At 72.4% G+C, this 20,194-nt stretch carries 16 protein-coding genes; 9 read left to right on the top strand and 7 right to left on the bottom strand.

Annotated elements, in window-relative coordinates; translation table 11 throughout:
- Positions 1-16 precede the first annotated feature (16 nt).
- The 3 genes from OG485_RS19880 to OG485_RS19870 form a co-directional block, all read right to left on the bottom strand.
- Positions 17-808 carry an enoyl-CoA hydratase/isomerase family protein gene (locus OG485_RS19880; RefSeq protein ID WP_328669674.1) on the bottom strand — a complete coding sequence of 264 codons (792 nt, stop codon included), beginning with the start codon at positions 806-808 and terminating at the stop codon, positions 17-19.
- Positions 805-1,230: a Zn-ribbon domain-containing OB-fold protein gene (locus OG485_RS19875; protein WP_443048927.1), complete on the bottom strand. Its 426-nt coding sequence runs from the start codon at positions 1,228-1,230 to the stop codon at positions 805-807. Before OG485_RS19875 ends, OG485_RS19880 begins: the two co-directional genes overlap by 4 nt.
- Before the next feature lie 126 nt (positions 1,231-1,356).
- Positions 1,357-2,505, bottom strand: a complete 1,149-nt coding sequence (locus OG485_RS19870; RefSeq protein ID WP_328669672.1) for a lipid-transfer protein — start codon at positions 2,503-2,505, stop codon at positions 1,357-1,359.
- Positions 2,506-2,603: 98 nt separating this feature from the next.
- Between OG485_RS19870 and OG485_RS19865 the strand changes: the two genes are divergently transcribed.
- Positions 2,604-4,220: a FadD3 family acyl-CoA ligase gene (locus OG485_RS19865; protein ID WP_328669671.1), complete on the top strand. Its 1,617-nt coding sequence runs from the start codon at positions 2,604-2,606 to the stop codon at positions 4,218-4,220.
- 101 nt (positions 4,221-4,321) lie between these two features.
- On the opposite strand, the gene OG485_RS19860 is transcribed toward OG485_RS19865, so the two are convergent.
- Together OG485_RS19860 and OG485_RS19855 are read right to left on the bottom strand one after the other, a co-directional pair.
- Positions 4,322-4,501: a hypothetical protein gene (locus tag OG485_RS19860; protein ID WP_326787167.1), complete on the bottom strand. Its 180-nt coding sequence runs from the start codon at positions 4,499-4,501 to the stop codon at positions 4,322-4,324.
- Between the two features lie 229 nt (positions 4,502-4,730).
- Positions 4,731-7,685 carry an AfsR/SARP family transcriptional regulator gene (locus OG485_RS19855; RefSeq protein ID WP_328669670.1) on the bottom strand — a complete coding sequence of 985 codons (2,955 nt, stop codon included), beginning with the start codon at positions 7,683-7,685 and terminating at the stop codon, positions 4,731-4,733.
- Between the two features lie 257 nt (positions 7,686-7,942).
- On the opposite strand from OG485_RS19855, the gene OG485_RS19850 reads away from it, so the two are divergent.
- The 7 genes from OG485_RS19850 (at position 7,943) to OG485_RS19820 (ending at position 17,194) form a co-directional block, all read left to right on the top strand.
- Positions 7,943-9,202, top strand: coding sequence for an amidohydrolase family protein (locus OG485_RS19850; protein WP_328669669.1), 1,260 nt, complete (start codon positions 7,943-7,945; stop codon positions 9,200-9,202).
- A gap of 174 nt (positions 9,203-9,376) precedes the next feature.
- Positions 9,377-10,879, top strand: coding sequence for a VCBS repeat-containing protein (locus OG485_RS19845; protein ID WP_328669668.1), 1,503 nt, complete (start codon positions 9,377-9,379; stop codon positions 10,877-10,879).
- Between the two features lie 199 nt (positions 10,880-11,078).
- Positions 11,079-11,984 carry an LLM class F420-dependent oxidoreductase gene (locus OG485_RS19840; RefSeq protein ID WP_443048926.1) on the top strand — a complete coding sequence of 302 codons (906 nt, stop codon included), beginning with the start codon at positions 11,079-11,081 and terminating at the stop codon, positions 11,982-11,984.
- An 11-nt stretch (positions 11,985-11,995) separates the two neighbouring features.
- Positions 11,996-12,772, top strand: coding sequence for an SDR family NAD(P)-dependent oxidoreductase (locus OG485_RS19835; RefSeq protein WP_328669666.1), 777 nt, complete (start codon positions 11,996-11,998; stop codon positions 12,770-12,772).
- Between the two features lie 98 nt (positions 12,773-12,870).
- Positions 12,871-13,989, top strand: coding sequence for an LLM class flavin-dependent oxidoreductase (locus OG485_RS19830; protein ID WP_328669665.1), 1,119 nt, complete (start codon positions 12,871-12,873; stop codon positions 13,987-13,989).
- A 14-nt stretch (positions 13,990-14,003) separates the two neighbouring features.
- Complete coding sequence (locus tag OG485_RS19825; protein ID WP_328669664.1) at positions 14,004-15,734, top strand: N-acyl-D-amino-acid deacylase family protein; 1,731 nt, start codon at positions 14,004-14,006, stop codon at positions 15,732-15,734.
- Complete coding sequence (locus OG485_RS19820; RefSeq protein WP_328669663.1) at positions 15,731-17,194, top strand: aldehyde dehydrogenase family protein; 1,464 nt, start codon at positions 15,731-15,733, stop codon at positions 17,192-17,194. Before OG485_RS19825 ends, OG485_RS19820 begins: the two co-directional genes overlap by 4 nt.
- A 478-nt stretch (positions 17,195-17,672) precedes the next feature.
- Here OG485_RS19820 and OG485_RS19815 read toward each other — a convergent pair whose 3' ends face one another.
- Entirely contained in the window at positions 17,673-18,539 is an 867-nt protein-coding gene (locus OG485_RS19815; protein ID WP_328669662.1) for a DUF4232 domain-containing protein, read from the bottom strand.
- Between the two features lie 327 nt (positions 18,540-18,866).
- Positions 18,867-19,262 carry a nitroreductase/quinone reductase family protein gene (locus OG485_RS19810; RefSeq protein ID WP_328669661.1) on the bottom strand — a complete coding sequence of 132 codons (396 nt, stop codon included), beginning with the start codon at positions 19,260-19,262 and terminating at the stop codon, positions 18,867-18,869.
- Positions 19,263-19,354: 92 nt separating this feature from the next.
- Here OG485_RS19810 and OG485_RS19805 point away from each other — a divergent pair, with 92 nt between their 5' ends.
- A complete protein-coding gene (locus OG485_RS19805) occupies positions 19,355-20,191 on the top strand; it encodes an endonuclease/exonuclease/phosphatase family protein (protein ID WP_328669660.1) in 837 nt (278 codons plus the stop codon).
- The last annotated feature ends 3 nt before the right edge of the window (positions 20,192-20,194 follow it).

The raw sequence follows: 20,194 nt of genomic DNA, 5'->3' as shown, positions 1-20,194 counted from the left end.
GGCGTCCGGGCGGCCCTCAGCGCAGCCGGAATCCCGGCCGGCGGGCCGAGAACAGTTCCGCCTGCCGCTCGCCCGGCAGGTTTCCCAGGGAGACGAGCTGCGGAGCGTGCGCCAGGGCCGCCGCGCGGGTCGCCTCCTGCGCCGACCACAGCGCCCGTACGGTCCCCTGGACGGCTTCGGCCGGGTAGGACGCGATGACCGCCGCGCACGCGACGGCCGCCGCCAACGCCCCTCCCGGCGGGGCGAGTTCGGACACCAGCCCCACCTCGTACGCCCGCCGCGCCGAGACCCGCTCGGCGGTCCCCATCAGCGCCATCCGCGCCACCTCCCCGAACGGCATCCGCTGCGCGAGGTAGACGGACTCGTACGCGCTGACCATTCCGTACGTCGTGTGCGGGTCGAAGAAGGTGGCCTCCTCGTCGGCGACGACGAACTCCGACTCGCCCAGCAGATAGAAGGCGCCGCCGCAGGCGATCCCGTTCACGGCGGCGATCACCGGCTTCCACAGGCCGTTGGCCTTCGGCCCGATCGCGGCCAGCGGATCGTCCACCATGTAGGGGGAGCCGGGCTGCGGCACCTCGGCGCCGCGGTCGATCCCGGTGCAGAAGGCCCGCCGTCCCGCGCCGGTGACCACGACCGCCCGTACGGTGTCGTCGAACCGGAACTCGCGCCAGGCGGCGACCAGTTCGGCGGCCGTCGGAAGGTCGATGGCATTGAGCCGGTCCTGCCGGTCGAGCGTGAGGACGGCGACCCCGGTGTCCTTGTCGACGCTCACCACGAGCCCGCCGGCTCCGGCCCGCCCGCTCACGCCCGCTCCAGGACCCAGCGCGGCACGGTGACGCCGTTCACCTCGGCGAACACGGCCTGCACCCGGGCCCCGATCCGGATCCGCCGGGCCGGAACGGAGCCGATGGGCTCGTCCGGCCCGCTCACCAGGTTCCCGGCCAGCCGTATCCGCGGCGCCTCGTCCAGCTCCACCACGATCGCGTTGTACGGGGCCAGCGCCGCGTAGGCGGGAAGGAGCGGCGGATGCGGGACGACGTACGACCAGATCCGGCCCCGCCCGCTCATCCTGCGCCACTCGTCCGCGAAGGAGTGGCAGTGCGGGCAGCAGGGGCGCGGCGGGAAGCGGAGTTCACCGCAGCCGGCGCAGGCCTGGACGCGGAGTTCACCCCGGGCGGCGTACTCCCAGAAGGGCGCCCCGTCGTCGTCCGGGACGGGGGACAGCAGCGGCTCCTTGGCCCCGTCCCTCCCGTCGGCCCCGGTACGCGCGCCCTCGCCGGCCGTGGCGGTCGTGCCGGCCCGGGTGTTCACGTTCGCCCCGGTCGTCTCTGTCATGTCGGCCATCCCGGCTCCTCAGCTCCTCAGCAGGAGTGCGGAGGTCGGGACCCCTTCCCCCGCTGTGACCAGACAGGTCGCCGCTCCCGGCACCTGTGCCGTACTCGTGCCGCGCAACTGCTTCACGCCCTCGTTGATGAGGTTGAAGCCGTGCACGTAGGCCTCGCTGAGCCCGCCGCCCCCGGTGTTGACGGGCAGCCGTCCGCCGATCTCCAGCGCGCCGCCCTCCGTGAAGGCCGCGCCCTCACCGCGCCCGCAGAAGCCGTATCCCTCCAGCGAGAGGGGTATCAGGGGCGTGAACGCGTCGTAGATCTGCGCCACGTCCACGTCCTCGGGGGTGAGGTCGGCGTGCTTCCACAGGTGCCGGGCGGCGGTCCAGGCGGGCCCGGTGAGCGGGTCGTCGTTCCAGTAGTTGACCATCCCGTGGTGCTGGGCGGGCAGGCCCTGGGCGGCCGAGTGGACGTACACGGGCCGCTGCCGGCAGTCGCGGGCCCGCTCGGCGGACACGATCACGCAGGCGAGCGCGCCGTCCGTCTCCAGGCAGTTGTCGAAGAGGCAGAGCGGCTCGCTGATCCAGCGGGCGGTCATGTACATCTCGCGGGTCAGCGGGCGTTCGTACATCATCGCGGCCGGGTTCTGGTTGGCCCGGTTGCGGCAGGCCAGCGCCACGTTGAAGAGGTGGTCGCGGGTGGCCCCGTACTCGTGCATGTACCGGCGTGCGAGCATCCCGATCTCGTCGGCGGGCCGCAGCAGTCCGAAGGGACGGGTCCACTGGGCCGGGGTGGGGAGCTGGACGGCCGTGTTCTTCCAGGGGCGCGGCCCGCTGCCCCGCTTGCGCGAGCGCCAGGCCACGCCCACCGTCGCCTGGCCGGCGGTGACGGCGGCGGCGAGGTGCGCGACGGTGGCACAGGAACCGCCGCCGCCGTAGCCGACCTTGCTGAAGAAGGTGAGGTCGCCGAGCCCGACGGCCTTGGCGACCTCCACCTCGTCGGTCTCCTCCATGGTGTAGGAGGCGAGCGCGTCGACCTCCGCGGGCGCGATGCCGGCGTCGTCGAGGGCGGCGAGGATCGCGCGGCAGGCCAGAGTCTTCTCGGACTCCGGGAGGTGTTTCGCGAAGGCTGTCTGTCCGATTCCGACGACGGCTGTGGCGTCCTTGAGCCCTGGCATGGGTGACCTCCGCACACGGTCCCGGCTGCTGACAGTCCGTCAGGCTACAGCTAATCTGACGGTCAGTCAGCTAGTGGTGCTTCGGCGGGAGGTGCGCGATGCGCGGTGACCTGGAGTGGGGCGGCGTCCCGGGTCTTGTACGGTCGGCGGCGGCCCGTTTCCCGGACCGCGAGGCGGTCGTCGAGGGCCGGACGCGCGTCTCCTACGCGGAGTTGGGCGCCCGGGTGGAGCGCGCCGCGGCCGCCTGCATGGCGAGCGGTGTCCGCATGGGCGACCGTGTGGCCATCTGGGCCCCGAACACCCTCGACTGGATCGTCTCCGCCCTCGGCGCGGTGTCCGCCGGAGCGGTCCTGGTCCCCCTCAACACCCGCTTCAAGGGCACCGAGGCGGCGTACGTGCTGGCCAGGAGCCGGGCGAAGCTGCTCTTCGTGACAGGAACGTTCCTCGGCACGTCCTACGTGGCGTCGCTGCGCCGCGCGGCGGGGGAGCCGGGGAAAACGGCCCCCGGACCCGCCGCCGGCCCGCTCCCCGGACTCCCGCACCTGGAGCGGGTGGTGGTCCTCGCGGACGACGCTCCCGCCGACTTCCGCACCTGGAAGGACTTCCTGGCGGACGGGGAGGGTGTGGGGAGCGACGAGGTGCGCCGCCGGGGCGCGGCCGTGTCCGGCGCCTCGCCCTGCGACATCATCTTCACCTCGGGCACCACGGGCCGGCCGAAGGGCGCCCTGATCACCCACGCCCAGACGCTGCGCGGCTACGCGATCTGGAGCGACCTCGCCGGTCTGCGCGAGGGCGACCGCTATCTGATCGTGAACCCCTTCTTCCACACCTTCGGCTACAAGGCCGGGATCATCGCCTGTCTGATGCGCGGGGCGACGATGGTGCCGCAGCCGGTGTTCGACGTGGACACGGTGCTCGCGAACGTGGCCGCGGAACGCATATCCGTCCTCCCCGGCCCGCCCACCCTCCACCAGTCCCTCCTCGACCACCCCGCCCGCGACACCTACGACCTCTCCGCGCTGCGGCTGGTGGTGACCGGCGCCGCCGTGGTCCCGCTGCGTCTGGTCGAGCGTCTGCGCACGGAGCTCGGTGTGGACACGGTCCTGACGGCGTACGGCCTCTCCGAGGCGAGCGGCATCGTCACCATGTGCCGCAGGGGGGACCGGCCGGAGGTGATCGCCTCGACCTCGGGCCGGGCGATCCCGGACACCGAGGTGCGGGTGGTGGACGCCTCGGGAGCCCCGGCGGCCCCCGGATCCCCCGGCGAGGTCCTGGTCCGCGGCTTCAACGTGATGAGCGGTTACTTCGAGGACGCGGCGGCCACGGCGGAGGTCCTGACACCGGACGGCTGGCTGCGCACGGGCGACGTGGGCGTCCTCGACCCCGAGGGCAACCTCCGCATCACCGACCGGATCAAGGACATGTTCATCGTCGGCGGCTTCAACGCCTACCCCGCGGAGATCGAGCAGCTGCTCGGCCTGCACCCCGATGTCGCCGACGTGGCGGTCGTCGGCGTACCGGACAGCCGCCTCGGCGAGGTCGGCAGGGCCTACGTTGTCCGCCGCCCGCGCTCCGCCCTCACGGCCGACGACCTGATCACCTGGTCCCGCCGCGAAATGGCCAACTACAAGGTGCCCCGCACGATCGCCTTCGTCACCGAACTGCCCCGCAACGCGAGCGGGAAGGTGGTGAAGGGGGAGCTGCGGGGGCGGTAGTCGGGTGCCGCGCCCCGGACGCACGGCGACCGCGGCGGCTCCCCCTCCGCGCCGCCGCGGTCGATCCCCGTGTGGTGTAAGTCCGCCCCCCCAGGTGGGACTTAGACCGGCTCGTCCGTCGCGTGGATGTTGTCCGTCGAGGCGTCGCCGGTGCCGTCGTCCTTGGTGATCAGGTTCTTGCCGGTGAGCGGCTCGCTCGTGGCGTGGATGTTGTCCGTGGAAGCCCCGCCCGTCGGCTCGTCCGTGGCGTGGATGTTGTCGGTGCTGTTGGTGTCGCTCATGGTGGCTGTCCCCCTGACAGTCTTGGTGCGTTGTTTGGAGCGGTCCGTCCGGCAGCTCCCCCGTGGGCCGCCGGACGGGCACTCGGGGCCGATTACCTTAGTGCTACGGCCTCAGATCGTCCCGCCTGCCCCCCGACGCGACGGATCGACAACACAGAGACTGCCGGGCCGCGATAAACGAACGATGAACGCCCCGGCATGCGAACGCCTATGAAGTCCCGGACCCGTCCTAGGTGACGGCCAGCGGATTGAGGAGCGCCTTGACCGTGGCGGCCTCCGGAGCCCCCAACGTCTGGAAGATGTCCAGGGATTCGCGCCAGCAGACCTGGGCCCGGCCGGAGTGGCCGATCGCGTTCAGCGCCTGCCCGAGCACGACGAGGACATTGCCCCGGCGCCACTCACCGCCGATGCCGCGCAGCACCGTCAGAGCCGTCTCGGCGTTCGTCGCCGCGGCGGCCGGGCGCTGGGCGGCGATATCGGCCTCCGCGAGGCGGAACAAGGACATGCCCTCCCACAGCCGCTGGCGGCTGTTGCGGAACACCGCGAGCGCCTCCCCGAGACGGACGGCCGCCTCCGCCAGCCGGCCGCTCTGGGTGAGGGCGAGGCCCAGCGCGTAACGGCCGTTGGCGCCCTTCAGCGCGTGGCCCATGTCGTCGTACATGTCGGTGCCCTGCTGGGCCAGCGACACGGCGCTGCCGGTGCGTCCGGTGGCGAGGTGGATGCGCGAGAGGTTGCACAGGGCGCTGGCCTCGCCGGCCCGGTCCTGGCAGGCCCGGAAGCTCTCGATCGCCCGCGTGAGATGCGCCTCGCCGTCCTCGTACTGGTTCTGCAGGAGAGCGATCACCCCGAGGGTGTTGGAGGCCCAGCAACTCGTCAGGTGGTCCGTCTCGGCGGCCAGTTCGAGGGCCTGCGCGGCTGCCTCGCGGGCCGGGTCGAACCGGCCGGTGTAGTAGTGGACGTAGGCCAGGGTGACCAGGGACCGCGCCTCGGCGTGCGCGTCGGCCGCCTCCTGGGCCGCTTCCCGCAGCGCGGAGGCGACCCCCTCGTACGCCTTGGAGTTCGTGCCGGACTCCGCCAGGTCCACGGAGGCCCACAGGGCGTCGACCGAGCGCCGGAGGAATCCGTCCTGGGTGGACTGCCGGACACACGCCAGCAGGGAGATCGCCTCCGAGTACAGCCAGTCCTGCGCCCGGTGCCGGTCCTCGAACGTCAGCCCGGCGTACGCCGTCGGTTCCAGATGGTCCACCAGGCGGTCGCCGGGGCGTTCGATCGCGTAGACGCCTGCCGCCGTGCTCAGGTAGAAGTCCAGCAGCCTGGACAGCGCCGCCGCCCGTTCGCTCGGGGGCCGTTCGTCGCGTTCGGCGCACGCACGCGCGTAGAGGCGGACGAGGTCGTGGTAGCGGTAGCGGCCGGGGGCCGCCGACTCCAGCAGGGAGGTGTCGACGAGGGACTCCAGGAGGTCCTCGGTGGCCTCGGCCGGGAGGTCGAGCACCGCCGCGGCGGCGGCCAGGGAGATGTCCGGGCCGTCGGCGAGGCCCAGCAGGCGGAAGGCGCGCGCCTGCGCCGGCTCGAGCTGGCCGTAGCCGAGTTCGAAGGTGGCCTTGACGGCCAGGTCGCCGGCCTGGAGTTCGTCCAGCCGGCGGCGCTCGTCGCCGAGCTTCGCCGCGAGCACCGACACCGTCCAGGTGCGGCGGGCGGCGAGCCGGGACGCGGCGATACGGATGGCCAGCGGGAGGAAGCCGCAGGCCGCGACCACGTCCAGGGCGGCCTCCCGCTCGGAGGCGACCCGCTCCTCGCCCACGATCTTCGTGAAGAGCTGCAGCGCCTCCTCGGGGGACATCACGTCGAGGTCCACGAGATGGGCGCCCGCCAGGTCCACCATCCGGATGCGCGAGGTCACCAGGGCGGCGCAGCCCTCCATGCCGGGCAGCAGCGGCCGCACCTGGGCGGCGTCGCGGGCGTTGTCCAGCAGGACCAGGACGCGGCGCCCGTCGAGGACGGAGCGGTAGAGGGCCGAGCGTTCCTCCAGCGAGTCGGGGATCGCGGAGTCCGCCGTTCCGAGGGCCCGCAGGAAGGCGCCGAGGACCGTCTCCGGTTCGGCCGCCCGTGACCCGGCGCCCTGGAGGTCGACGTAGAGCTGTCCGTCGGGGAACGCGGCGCGGGCCTGGTGGGCCACGTGCACCGCGAGGGTGGTCTTGCCGACGCCGCCGATGCCCGCGAGCGCCGAGACGGCCATGACGCGGCCCTCCTCGGTGGACGCCGCGGCGAGGACGTCGCTCAGTTCCTGCACGAAGGACGCCCGGCCGGTGAAGTCGGTGACGGTCGCCGGGAGCTGGGCCGGGCGGACGAGGGCGACGACGGGCTCCGCCTTGGGGGCGGATGGCTCGGCGAGGCCCGGGTCCGCCTGGAGTATGCGCTGCTGGAGTTCCTTCAGCCCCTGCCGCGGGTCCACGCCCAGTTCGTCGGCGAGCAGCCGCCGGGTGTCCGCGTACACGGCGAGGGCCTCCGCCTGGCGGCCGGAGCGGTACAGCGCCAGCATCAGCAGTTCCCGCAGGCGTTCGCGCAGCGGGTGTGCCGCGGTGAGCGCGGTGAGTTCGGAGACCGCCTCCGCGTGGAAGCCCTGCTCCAGGTCCATGTCCAGGCGGGATTCGAGGAGTTGCAGGCGCCACTCCTCCAGGCGGGCCCGCTGGGTCTCCGCGTAGGGGCCGGGGATGCTCGCGAGCGGTTCGCCGTCCCACAGGGCGAGGGCGTCCCGGAGCAGGTCGCGGGCGCGGGACAGATCGCCCGCCGCGCGCGCCTTCTCGGCGTCGGCGGCGAGTTCCTGGGCGTTCACGTGGTCGAGGGCGCCCTCGCGCAGGGAGCGGATGGCGTAGCCACCGGACTCGCTCACCAGCACCGCGGCGCCGAGCGTCTTGCGCAGCCGGGAGGCGTACGTCCGCAGGGCGGCCAGCGCCTGGGACGGGGGCTCGTCGCCCCACAGGGCGTCGATGAGCTCGGAGGCCGTGGCGGTGCGGCCGTCGCGGAGCAGCAGCGCGGCCAGCAGGGCGCGTTGCTGCGGGGACCCGGCCGGCAGCGGGTCGTCGCCGAGCCAGGCGCGCACCGGGCCGAGCACGCTGAAGCGCAACGCCGCGGGCTCCTCGGAGCCCGGATGCCACTGCTTCGGTACGCGCGGCACACCGTCCATCGCTGTCCCCCTGCCGAACCGTCAGTACAACGAGGCCAGTTTGCCTTGTTCATGGCGGATGCGTCAGCCGTGCGAGACAGCGATCACAAGGCGTGGCCCGGTAGGTCACACGGTCCTCACACAGGCTCCTCACACTTCCCCGCGCATTCATCCTCGCGCCGCCGTCGGCCGGGTGCTCCGCCGGACGCCGGGCGGGCCGACCACAGGTGGCCGACGGATAGCTGACGGACCGTCAGATCAGCGCTACCGTGGCCGGTATGGAGACCACGGAAACCGCGCAGAGCCCCTCGGCGGACGCAGGGACCGCCTTCCCGAGGATCATCTCGGTGGACGACCACACGGTCGAACCGCCCGACGTCTGGCGGGACCGGCTGCCCGCGAAGTACCAGGACACAGGCCCCCGCATCGTCCGCGCGCCCCTGAAGGAAATGACCTTCCTGGGCGGGAAGTTCGCCCCCGTGATGGGCGCTCCGGGCGACGAGGGTCCCGTCGGCGACTGGTGGGTCTACGAAGACCTGCACAGGCCCCTCACCCGCCTCGACACGGCCGTGGGCTACGACCGTGACGAGATCCGGCTCGAGATCATCACGTACGAGCAGATGCGCCCCGGCTCGTACGACGTGCCGCAGCGGCTGGCCGACATGGACGTCAACCACGTCCAGTCCGCCCTCTGCTTCCCCACCTTCCCCCGGTTCTGCGGGCAGACGTTCACCGAGGCCGCCGACCGTGAGCTGGGCCTTCTCGCGGTGCGGGCCTACAACGACTGGATGGTGGAGGAGTGGTGCGGGCCCAGCGCCCGGGGGCGTCTGATACCGCTCACGCTCGTACCGCTGTGGGACGCCCGGCTCGCGGCGGACGAAGTACGGCGCAATGCCGCCCGTGGCGTACGCGCGGTGGCCTTCTCCGAGATCCCGCCGCATCTGGGGCTCCCGTCCGTGCACACCGACGACTGGGACCCCTTCCTCGCCGCGTGCGACGAGACCGGCACCGTCATCGCCATGCACATCGGCTCCAGCAGCCGGATGCCGTCGACCTCGGCCGACGCGCCGCCCGCGGTCGGCTCCACGATCACCTTCGCCAACTGCTGCTTCTCGATGGTCGACTGGCTGATGAGCGGCAAGTTCGAGCGCTTCCCGAACCTGAAGGTGATGTACGCGGAGGGCCAGATCGGCTGGATCCCGTACATCCTGGAACGCGCCGACGTGGTGTGGGAGGAGAACCGGGCCTGGGGCGGGGTGGCCGACAAGGTCCACCGGCCGCCGTCCGAGCTGTTCACCGACCACGTGTACGGCTGCTTCTTCGACGACGCCTTCGGGCTGCGGAACCTCGACGCGATCGGCGTCGGCAACGTCCTCTACGAGACCGACTACCCCCACTCCGACTCCACCTGGCCGAAGTCGAAGGAGGTCGGCGAGGCCCAGATGGGGCACCTGGCCCCGGACGTCGTCGAGCGGATCGTGCGGGGGAACGCGATCGGGCTGCTGGGGCTGACGGAGGACGGGCTCTGGGCGGGCTGAGGGCTCGTGGTGCCGAGCGCGCCCGAGGGGCGGAACCGGTCAACGGTTCGGGAAAATCGCGGTGTCTTCCAGGACAACCCTGTTGCCGCCACGGGAGTCGTACCCGTGGCGGAGTGAGGATCTTCGACTCCTTCGCCGGGCAGCTGCCCATTCACCGCGGGAGTTGGGTTCCACATGAGAAGACGCAAGTTCTGTTCTCGCCTCGGCCTCGCGGCCGCCGTGGCCGTCGCCGGAGCCGTCGTCGGCCCGGTGAGCGCCCACGCGTCCGGTACGGCGAGCGCCGGGGCGACGAGCGTGCGCGCCGACTTCAACGGCGACGGGTACGCGGACCTCGCCGTCGCCGCCCCCTTGGGAAGGATCGGCGGGTCCAACGGGGCGGGGTACGCCGGTGCGGGGTACGTGAGCGTCGTGTACGGCTCCTCGAAGGGGCTTGACACCAGGCACCGGCAGCTCATCAGCCAGGACACGCCCGGCATACCGGGTGCCGCCGAGAGCGGCGACTGGTTCGGCTGGGGCCTGTCCTTCGGAGACCTGGACGGTGACGGGTACACGGACCTGGTCGTCGGCGCGCCCCAGGAGGCCGTCGGGACCGTACGGCAGGCGGGCACCCTGACCGCCGTCTGGGGCGGGAAGACGGGGCTGTCCGGCGGCAAGGTCGTGGCGGCCGGCGCCGGGCTCGACCGTGTCGAGCCCCGGCACGCCACCGTCGGCGACTTCAACGGCGACGGTCACCTCGACGTGGCCGCGGACAACCACCTGCTGTCCGGTCCGTTCACCCGCACCGCCGGTGCCGCGGCGGTCGGGAAGCTCGCCTTCGACGCCGACTACTACACCGACACACCCCCCCACACCGACGACATCGCCGCCGGGGACATCGACCACGACGGCATCACCGATCTCGTCGCGCTCATCCACACCCCCGACGAGGAGGGGCCGGGCGTCGACTACCGCGTCGAATACCTCCGCGGCGCCCGGCAGGGGCTGAGCGCCCCGGTCGAACTGACGCGGGCCGACGGCACCCTGGTACCCGGCGGCTCCAGCCTCGGCATCGGCGACGTGAACAAGGACGGGTACGCCGACCTCGTCATCGGGCGCCCCTTCGGCGCCCGCGGTGAGGAATCCGTCGAGCCGGCGCTCCTCGGCGGGCAGGTCGGTGTGGTGTACGGCTCGGCGAGCGGGCCCGACACCTCCCGTACGACGGTGATCAACCAGAACACGGCGGGCGTGCCCGGAGTGTCCGAGAAGGGCGACGACTTCGGCTCGGGAGTCTCCGTCGGGGACGTCAACGGCGACGGGTACGCGGACGTCGCCGTCGGTACCCCGGGTGAGGGCATCGGCGCGGTCGCCTCGGCGGGCGGCGTGGCTGTGCTGCGCGGCGGCGCGTCCGGCCTCACCGGCAGCGGCGCCGTGTCCTTCAGCCAGGACACCACGGGTGTGCCCGGCACCGCAGAGAAGGGCGACCGCTTCGGCGGGCGCACCGCGCTGGCCGACGCCAACCGCGACGGCCGTGCCGAGCTGTACGCCTCCGCGTACGGGGAGAACACCTCCACCGGCGCCGTCTGGGCCTTCCGCTCCACCGCCACCGGCCCGACCGCCTCCGGCTCGCTCTCCTTCGGGCCCGCCACCCTCGGAGCGCCCGTCACCGACGCCTGGTTCGGCTACGGCTTCGGCCGCTGACGCACCCCACGGGCCCTCTCCCGGGCAGCAGCCCCGGCGGACACGTTCCGCCGGGGCTGCCCCTTGTCTGATGTGGCGTCAGCGACGACTATGTGCGAGTCCCATTCAATCTGACGGACCGTCAGGCAGTCGGGGGGCCCGTCAGTCAGGCAAGGGGGTCGTCGTGCCCGTCCCGTCCGAGGAACGCCTCTCCTACGGCATCCAGCTCCCCGTCCAGTCCCAGAGCACGATCTACGCGGAACCCTGGGAAGCCGCCGCCGGTCCCGCCGACCTCGTCGAGATCGCCCGCGCCGCCGACCGCGCCGGATTCGCCTACATCGCGAGCTGCGACCACGTCGCCATTCCGCGCCGGCTCGCGGGCGCGATGAGCACGATCTGGTACGACCCGGTCGCCACGCTCGCCCACCTCGCGGCCGTCACCGAACGCGTACGGCTGCTCAGCCATGTCGCGATCGTCGGGCTCAGGCATCCGCTCGTCACCGCCAAGCAGTACGCGACCCTCGACCACCTCTCCGGCGGCAGGCTGATCCTCGGGGTCGGCGCCGGGCACGTACGGGAGGAGTTCGAGGCGGTCGGGGCCGACTTCGAGCGCCGGGGGGCCGTCCTCGACGAGACGATCGACGCGCTGCGCGCCGCGCTCGGGCCGGACGAGTTCCCCGTCCACCACGGCAAGACCTACGACTTCGAGGGCCTCGGGCAGCGGCCCAGGCCCGCCCAGGCCCGCGTGCCCGTGTGGGTGGGCGGGTCCTCGCCCGCCGCGGTGCGCCGGGCCGCGCTGCGCGGCGACGGCTGGCTGCCGCAGGGCGATCCGCGCGACCGGCTGCCGGGGCAGATCGCCAGGCTCACGGCCCTGCGCGCGGAGGCGGGCGTCGGGGAACCCCTCACGATCGGCGCGATCACCGAGCCGCTGTACGTCGGCGAGCCCGGCTGGGAGGTCGGGCGGCGGGCGCTGAGCGGTCCGCCCGAGGCGCTGGCCGCGTCGCTGCGGGAGTACGGCGCGATGGGCGTGCACCAGATCCAGGTGCGGTTCCGCAGCCGGAGCCGCGACGAACTCACGGACCAGATGGCGGCGTTCGGCGCGGACGTCGCGCCCCACCTCAACTAGGGAGTCAGGGCATGGGCAAGCTGGACGGGCGGGTCGTCCTCATCACCGGCGCCGCGCGCGGGCAGGGCGAACAGGAGGCGCGGCTCTTCGCGGCGGAGGGCGCGCGCGTGATCGTCGCCGACGTGCTCGACGACCAGGGGCGGGAGCTCGCCGAGGAGATCGGCGCGCACTACGTCCATCTGGACGTGAGTCAGGAGGCCGACTGGACGGCGGCGGTCGCCTCCGCGAAGGCCGCGTACGGGCGGATCGACGGGCTGGTCAACAACGCCGGGATCCTGCGCTTCAACGCGCTCGTCGACACCCCGCTGGCCGAGTTCCTGCAGATCGTGCAGGTCAACCAGGTCGGAGTGTTCCTCGGGATCAAGACCCTCGCGCCCGAGATCGCCGAGGCCGGGGGCGGCACGATCGTGAACACGGCGTCCTTCACCGGGCTCACGGGGATGGCGTACGTGGGCGCGTACGCGGCGACCAAGCACGCCATCGTCGGCCTCACCCGGGTGGCGGCGCTGGAGCTCGCGGAGAAGGGGATCCGGGTGAACGCGGTCTGCCCGGGCGCCGTCGACACGGCCATGAGCAACCCGGCGCAGCTCACCCCCGGCGCGGACGGCGGGGAGGCCTCGCAGGCGCTCGACGCGTTCTACGGCAAGCTCGTCCCGCTCGGCCGGATCGGCCGCCCCGAGGACGTGGCCCGGCTGGCCCTGTTCCTGACCGGCGAGGACTCCTCGTACATCACCGGGCAGCCCTTCGTGATCGACGGCGGCTGGCTCGCCGGCGTCAGCGTTCTCTGACGACGCATCAGCTATTGACGGTCCACGCACGCGGTGGAACAGTCGGCTCAAAGAATCTGACGGTATGTCAGATAACTGGATGGGGACGGTGAACCTCCTTGGAATTCGGGCTCTTTGTACAGGGATACGTGGGCAAGCGGGCCTTGACCGACCCGCTCGCGGAGCACAAGGCGCTGATGGAGGAGACCGAGTACGTCATCCAGGCGGACAAGTCCGGCTTCAAGTACGCCTGGGCGTCCGAGCACCACTTCCTGGAGGAGTACTCGCACCTCTCGGCCAACGACGTCTACCTCGGCTATCTGGCGCACGCCACCGACCGCATCCACCTCGGCTCCGGCATCTTCAACCCGCTCGCCCAGGTCAACCATCCGGTCAAGGTCGCCGAGAAGGTCGCCATGCTCGACCATCTCACCGAGAACCGCTTCGAGTTCGGGTCCGGCCGCGGCGCCGGCTCGCACGAGATCCTCGGCTTCCTCCCCGGCATCACCGACATGAACTTCACCAAGGAGATCTGGGAAGAGACCATCGCCGAGTTCCCGAAGATGTGGCTCCAGGACGAGTACGCCGGGTTCCAGGGCAAGCACTGGTCGCTGCCGCCGCGCAAGATCCTGCCCAAGCCGTACGGGAAGTCGCACCCCGCGATGTGGTACGCCGCCGGGTCCCCGCCCTCGTACTCCATGGCCGCCCGCAAGGGCCTCGGCGTGCTCGGCTTCAGCGTGCAGAAGGTCTCCGACATGGAGTGGGTCCTGGAGCAGTACAAGACCGCCGTCGTGAACGCCGAGCCCATCGGCGACTTCGTCAACGACAACGTCATGGTGACCACCACCGCCATCTGCGCGCCCACCCACGACGAGGCGATCCGGATCGCGGTCGGCGGCGGGCTGCACTACCTGCCCTCCCTCGTCTTCCGCTACCACGACACCTTCCCGCGCCCCGAGGGCTTCCCCGTGTGGCCCGAGACGCTCCCCGAGTACAACGCGGAGTTCGTCGAACTCCTCATCGAGGAGGAGCTGCTGATCTGCGGCGACCCGGACGAGGTGCTCACCCAGTGCAAGCGCTGGGAGCAGGCCGGCGCCGACCAGCTCAGCTTCGGACTGCCCGTCGGCGTCCCCAAGGAGGAGACGCTCCAGACGATCCGGCTGATCGGCGAGCACGTGATCCCGAAGATCGACACGGACCCGGTGCACCGCACGACCCGCTTCCGCCAAGCCGTCTAGGGGGTACTTCCGCGATGCTCGACCATCTGATCAAGGGCGCGACCGTCGTGGACGGGACGGGAGCGCCCGCCCGCACCGCGGACGTGGGCCTGCGCGACGGCCGGATCGCCGTGATCGGCACGGTCGCCGAGCCGTCCCGGACGAGCGAGGACGCGCACGGACTCGTCCTCGCCCCCGGCTTCGTGGACCCGCACACGCACTACGACGCCCAGCTCTTCTGGGACCCGTACGCGACCCCGTCCCTGAACCACGGGGTCACCACGGTCGCGGGCGGCAACTGCGGCTTCACCCTCGCCCCGCTGAACCCGGAGCGCCCCGAGGACGCCGACTACACGCGCCGCATGATGTCCAAGGTCGAGGGCATGTCCCTGGTCGCCCTGGAGGAGGGCGCGCCCTGGAACTGGAGCACCTTCGGGGAGTACCTCGACGCCCTGGAAGGCCGGATCGCGGTCAACGCGGGCTTCATGGTGGGCCATTGCGCGCTGCGGCGGTACGTGATGGGCCCCGACGCGGTCGGCGGACAGCCCGCCCCGGAGCAACTCGCCGCCATGCTGCGGCTGTTCCACGAGGCCATGGACGCCGGCGCCTGGGGCCTGTCCACCACCCAGTCCTCCACCCATTCCGACGGCGACGGGAAGCCGGTCGCCTCCCGGCACGCCGGCCCCGCCGAACTGCTCGCCCTCGCGCAGGCCGTGGGGGAGCACGAGGGCACCCAGATCGAGGCGATCGTGGCCGGCTGCCTGGACCAGTTCAGCGACGCCGAGATCGATCTGTTCGTGGAGATGAGCGCGGCCGCGGGCCGCCCGCTCAACTGGAACGTCCTGACGATCGACGCCGCCGTCCCCGAGCGCGTCCCGCGCCAGCTGGAGGCGAGCGAACGCGCCCGCAAGTCCGGCGGCCGGGTCGTCGCGCTCACCATGCCGATCCTCACCCCGATGAACATGTCGCTCGGCACCTTCTGCGCGCTGAACCTGATCCCCGGCTGGGGCCCGATTCTCGGGCTGCCCGTCCCGGAGCGCATGGCGAAGCTCGGCGACCCCGAGGTCCGTGCCGAGATGCTGCGCCGCGCGAACAGCAAGGAGGCGGGCGTCTTCCGGCGCCTGGCCGACTTCGGCCGGTACGTCATCGGCGACACCTACAGCGCCGCGAACGAGGGCCTGACCGGGCGCGTGGTGCGGGACATCGCCGCCGAACGCGGCCAGGAGCCCTTCGCGTGCCTGGTGGAGATCTGCGCGGCCGACGAGCTGCGTACGGTCCTGTGGCCCATGCCCACCGACAACGACCCGGACTCCTGGGCCCTGCGCGCCGAGACCTGGCAGCACCAGGACGTCCTGCTCGGCGGCTCCGACGCGGGCGCCCATCTGGACCGCATGTGCGGAGCCCCGTACACCACCCGGTTCCTCGGCGACTGTCTGCGCGGGCGCCGGCTCGCCTCCCTGGAGCAGGCGGTGAAGATGCTGACGGACGATCCGGCGCGGCTCTTCGGGCTGAGGGAACGCGGGCGGATAGCGGAGGGCTTCCATGCGGACCTGGTGCTCTTCGACCCGGAGCGGATCGACGCCGGCAAGGCCGTCCTGGTGCACGACCTGCCGGGTGACAGTCCGCGGCTGGACTCCCGGGCGATCGGGGTTCGGGCCGTGTGGGTCAACGGGGTCGAGGCGATCCGCGACGACGTGGTGACGGGCGCGGTGCCGGGAAAGGTGCTGCGGTCGGGCCGCGACACCCGGACGGTGAGCACCCGGTGACGGCCTCCGGAAGCACCGGGCAGCGGCTGTTCATCGGCGGAGCGTGGGTGACGCCCGACCACGGCTTCTACGAGGTGACCGACCCGGCGACCGAGAAGGCCGTCGGGCTCGCCCCCGAGGCGTCGCGGGCGCAGGTGCACGCGGCCGCGGCGGCGGCCCGCGAGGCCTTCGGGCCGTGGTCGCGCACGTCCGCCGAGGAACGGGCCGGCGTCCTCGCGCGGGCGGCGGACCTCATCCAGCGCGACTTCGTGCCGTACGCCGACCTCGCGCAGGCGGAGAGCGGGGCCACCACCGGGACGGCACGCGGTATGCAGGTCGGGGTCGGGGTGGCCCGCTTCCGGCGCTACGCGCGGCCCGAACCGGTCGAGAGGGCGCTGCCGCCGCAGATCAACGAGGCGGGCCCCTTCGGCGGGGCCGCCGTGATGGGCGCGCTGGCCGTGCGCCAGCCCGTCGGCGTGGTCACCTGCATCACCTCGTACAACAATCCCTGGGCGAACCCTGCGGGCAAGATCGCCCCCGCGCTGGCGATGGGCAACACCGTGGTGGTGAAGCCGGCCCCGCAGGACCCGCTGTCCGTGTACCGGATGGCCGAGGCGCTTCAGGCTGCGGGTGTGCCGCCGGGCGTGGTGAACGTGGTCAGCGGTTCGACGGCGGAGTGCGGCGAGGCGGCGGTCGACTCCCCGGACGTCGACATGGTCAGTTTCACCGGCTCGACGGCGGTCGGGCAGCGGATCGCCGAGGTGTGCGGGCGGGGCATGAAACGCCAGCTCATGGAACTGGGCGGCAAGGGCGCGGCGATCGTCTTCGAGGACGCCGACCTGAAGTCGGCGGTGTCGGGCATCGGTACGACCTTCTCCTTCTACAGCGGACAGATCTGCACGGCGCCGACGCGGGTACTGGTCCAGCGGGGTGCGCACGACCGGCTGGTGCAGCAACTTGCCGCCTACGCAGGGCACCTGAAGGTGGGAGATCCGCGGGAGCGGGGCACGGTGGTCGGCCCGGTCATCTCGGCGGCCCACCGCGACCGCGTCGAGTCCTACGTCGAACTCGGCCGCAAGGAAGGCGCACGCGTGGTGACCGGCGGCGAACGGCCGTCCCTGCCCAGCGGGTTCTACGTCGCACCCGCTCTTCTCACCGACTGCACACCGGACATGAGGGTGGTCCGGGAGGAGATCTTCGGTCCGGTCGTCGTCGTGCTGCCCTTCGACGACGAGGAGGAGGCGATCTCCCTCGCCAACGACTCCGACTACGGCCTGATCGACTACGTCTGGTCCGGGGACGTGGCCCGCGGCTTCCGCGTCGCCCGCCGGCTGCGCGCGGGCGGAGTCGGCGTCAACACCGTCGGCCGCAACATGGAGGCCCCCTTCGGCGGCTTCAAGAAGAGCGGAGTCGGCCGCGACGTGGGCTCGTACGCCCTGCACGCGTACAGCGAGGTGCAGGCGATCGTGTGGCCGGGGTGAGACCCTGGCAGGGGCGAGCGAGGCCCGTCCGGCGGATCCTCTGCGTACAGGCCACCTAGGCCGGGTCGGCCCCTGTCGGCCGCTCCAGTTCTCAAGGACAGACCAGGACCTGCGCCGCGCCGCCGAACAGGGCAAGCTGCGACTCGCACCCGAACTCGCCGCGCAGATGATCATGTCCGCCAACGTCGGCGCCTGCCTGATGCCGGTCTCCCGCCCGGCGACGTTCACGGACGAGACCCTGTCGCGCCGGGTACGGGACGCGGTGCACGCGGTGGTCTTCACCCCGGACGCGACCGCCCCCGGCGCTCCGGCGGATTCCGCCGCCCCCCGGCGTCCCCGCCGCCGCGACCCGCCTCGGCGCGCCGCTCCGGCAGGACCCGAGCCCCGCCTACACCCCCGCCGAGACGGCCCTGTTCACCGAGTGGCTGGACCGCCTGTCCAACTCGGGCTGAAGTCCCGGCCGGGGTCCGTCACTTCGTCATTTCGACATGATGAAGTCCAGGGCGTAGCCGGAAGCGGTCGTCCAGTAGGTGACGAGCTGACCGTCGTCCGCGTAGAGCGTGCTGACGGGCATGGGCACGTCGATCGCCTTGCCCGCGCTGCTGCCGGGTGTGCTGCCCTGGAGGGTGAGGGTGATGTTCTTCGCCTCGTACTCGTCCCTGGCGCCGCCGGCGACGAGCAGAGCGGCGTACGCCTCCTGGCCCGGGGCGAGGGTGACGGGCACGCCCGGGTCCGGGTCGCTGTCCTTGATCACGGGCGTGTTCCGGGTGCCGTCACCGAGCCGCACGAGGGGGTAGCGGTAGAGGTTGCACTTCTTGGTGCTCGCGTTCTGGACGGTGAGGACGAGGTGCCTGGCGTCCCGCTCCTTCACCGCGGACACCCCGAGCTCCGTCTGGGAGCAGGCGGCGATCGCCTCCTTGCCGCCACCGCCGGTGCTGCCACCACTGCTGCCGGCGCTGCCGGTGCTCGTGCCGCCCTTGCTGCTCGTGCCGCCCGTGACGCCGGCGCTGCTCGTGCCGCCACCGCTCCCCGCGCTGCTGCTCGTGCCGCCACCGCTCCCCGTGCTGTTGCCCGTGCTGCCACCGCTCCCCGCGCTGCTGCCGGCGCTTCCCGCGCTGCTGGCACCGCTCCCGGCCCCCTCGGTGCCCGTGCTGCCCGAAGCACCGCCCGGCTTCGCCGAAGCCGTCGCACTCGGCTGGGCCGAGGACTTGGAGCTGTCCGAACCTTCGGCCGCGCCCGGCTGGCACGCCGTGGTCGCGAGCAGCGCCGCGGCCGCCGCGGCCCCGAAGGCGTAGGACTTCCAGCGCTTCGGGCTCATGTGGTTCCTGCGGGCAGGCGTGTTCATGGTGTCCCCGTTTCCTTTTCCGATCCGTATGGAGGTCGCACACGCCGGCGGCCGGGCACCCACACTGGGAATCCGCCCTGGGCATCCGCCCGTCCTGGCCGCATGAGGACACGGGTGTCCCTGTGGACGGGCGGGCCGGGGTGTCGGCGCTGCCGAGCGGACGACCTGCTCAGCCGGTGCGACATCCACAGCATGGGATTCCTCGCGGAGCCGGGGCAACAGCTGCCCCCCAACCCGGGACGGTGGAACCATCCCACCCCGGATGACCTGCGGAAACGTGGAAGCCTGGGATGCCTTTCCGGGATGCGAGGACCTCCCGGCCACCCCTCACCCGCGCAGGTCCACCCGCACCGTCAGCAGCGCCGTACCGATCAGCCGTACCGCCGTGCTGTTGCCCCGGGGCAGGGTGTGCAGCCGGGCCACCGGGTCGTCGTCCGGGAGGAGGTGCGCCGTGCCCTCGTGCCAGCGGCCGCGGAGCCGCACCCGCACCCTCGGGTCCGACTGGATGTTGCGTATGTACTGGGACCGTTCCCCGAACTCCGAGACCAGCCAGAAGGCGTCACCGACGCGGCGGCCGCCGAGCGGGGTGCGCCGGGGCAGGCCGGAGACACGGCCGGTGGTCTCCAGGAGCGTCTGGAACGGCATCCGGCGTGCGAGCGGGTTGACGAGGTGCCGCTGGAAGGCGGTCGTGGTGCGGAACCTGAGGTCGGTGAGACGGGCCATGGTCGGTGGGGCTCCTGTCCGGGCTGGTGTGTGGCACAAGGGAGTTGTTTCAATGGTCCCCGATGTCGCGCGACAGGAGCAGGTGGCTGCGGATGCGGGTTGTGACCTGGAACCTCTGGTGGCGGTTCGGGCCCTGGGAAGAACGGCAGAAGGCCATCCTGGCCGTACTGCGCGAACTGCGGCCCGACGTGGTCGGGTTGCAGGAGGTCTGGGAGTGCGGCGGCCAGAACCTCGCCGGATGGCTCGCGGACGAGCTCGGAATGCACTGGACCTGGGCGGCTTCCGATGCCTCGGACCGCTGGCAGCGGCGGATCGGGGACCCCACGGTCGACGTCGGCAACGCCGTGCTGAGCCGCTGGCCGGTGGTGGCGCAGGAGGTGCTGCGGCTGCCCGCCCCCGAGGAGTTGTACGACGGACGGCTCGCCCTTCACGCCCGCCTGGCGACGCCCACCCACGAGGTGCCCTTCTTCACCACCCACCTCACCTCGGCCGTCCACGCCTCGGGCGTACGCCGCGAACAGGTCACCGCCCTCGCGGAGTTCGTCGCCGCGCACCGGGGCGGCACCGACTTCCCCCCGGTCGTCACGGGCGACTTCAACGCCTGGCCGGACTCCGACGAGATCCGGTTGTTCGGGGGATACAAGACGTCCCCCGCGGTTCCCGGACAGGTCTTCCTCGACGCCTGGGAGTACGCCGACCCGACGGCACCCTGGGCCACCTGGGACCCGGCGAACGCCCATGTCGGCCCGCAAAGCCCCGCCGTGCGCATCGACTACGTCCACGTCGGCACGCCCGGCCCCGGCGGCCTCGGGCACGTCCGGTCCGTACGGCGGGCCGGGGACGGGCCGGTCGACGGGGTGTGGCCCTCGGACCACGCGGCCGTCGTGGCCGACCTGTCCCTTCCCCCGGGCGGTCGGGACACGCCCTGAGGT

Origin of the sequence: Streptomyces sp. NBC_00328 (assembly GCF_036139655.1) — a bacterium.
Taxonomy (GTDB): domain Bacteria; phylum Actinomycetota; class Actinomycetes; order Streptomycetales; family Streptomycetaceae; genus Streptomyces.
This window is presented reverse-complemented; position numbering and strand designations above follow the sequence as displayed.

Excerpts from the sequence above, each read along its gene's own strand:
- OG485_RS19870 (WP_328669672.1), bottom strand. The coding sequence starts at position 2,505 with ATGCCAGGGCTCAAGGACGCCACAGCCGTCGTCGGAATCGGACAGACA.
- OG485_RS19865 (WP_328669671.1), top strand. The coding sequence starts at position 2,604 with ATGCGCGGTGACCTGGAGTGGGGCGGCGTCCCGGGTCTTGTACGGTCG.
- OG485_RS19860 (WP_326787167.1), bottom strand. The coding sequence starts at position 4,501 with ATGAGCGACACCAACAGCACCGACAACATCCACGCCACGGACGAGCCG.
- OG485_RS19855 (WP_328669670.1), bottom strand. The coding sequence starts at position 7,685 with ATGGACGGTGTGCCGCGCGTACCGAAGCAGTGGCATCCGGGCTCCGAG.
- OG485_RS19850 (WP_328669669.1), top strand. The coding sequence starts at position 7,943 with ATGGAGACCACGGAAACCGCGCAGAGCCCCTCGGCGGACGCAGGGACC.
- OG485_RS19845 (WP_328669668.1), top strand. The coding sequence starts at position 9,377 with ATGAGAAGACGCAAGTTCTGTTCTCGCCTCGGCCTCGCGGCCGCCGTG.
- OG485_RS19835 (WP_328669666.1), top strand. The coding sequence starts at position 11,996 with ATGGGCAAGCTGGACGGGCGGGTCGTCCTCATCACCGGCGCCGCGCGC.
- OG485_RS19825 (WP_328669664.1), top strand. The coding sequence starts at position 14,004 with ATGCTCGACCATCTGATCAAGGGCGCGACCGTCGTGGACGGGACGGGA.
- OG485_RS19815 (WP_328669662.1), bottom strand. The coding sequence starts at position 18,539 with ATGAACACGCCTGCCCGCAGGAACCACATGAGCCCGAAGCGCTGGAAG.
- OG485_RS19810 (WP_328669661.1), bottom strand. The coding sequence starts at position 19,262 with ATGGCCCGTCTCACCGACCTCAGGTTCCGCACCACGACCGCCTTCCAG.
- OG485_RS19805 (WP_328669660.1), top strand. The coding sequence starts at position 19,355 with ATGCGGGTTGTGACCTGGAACCTCTGGTGGCGGTTCGGGCCCTGGGAA.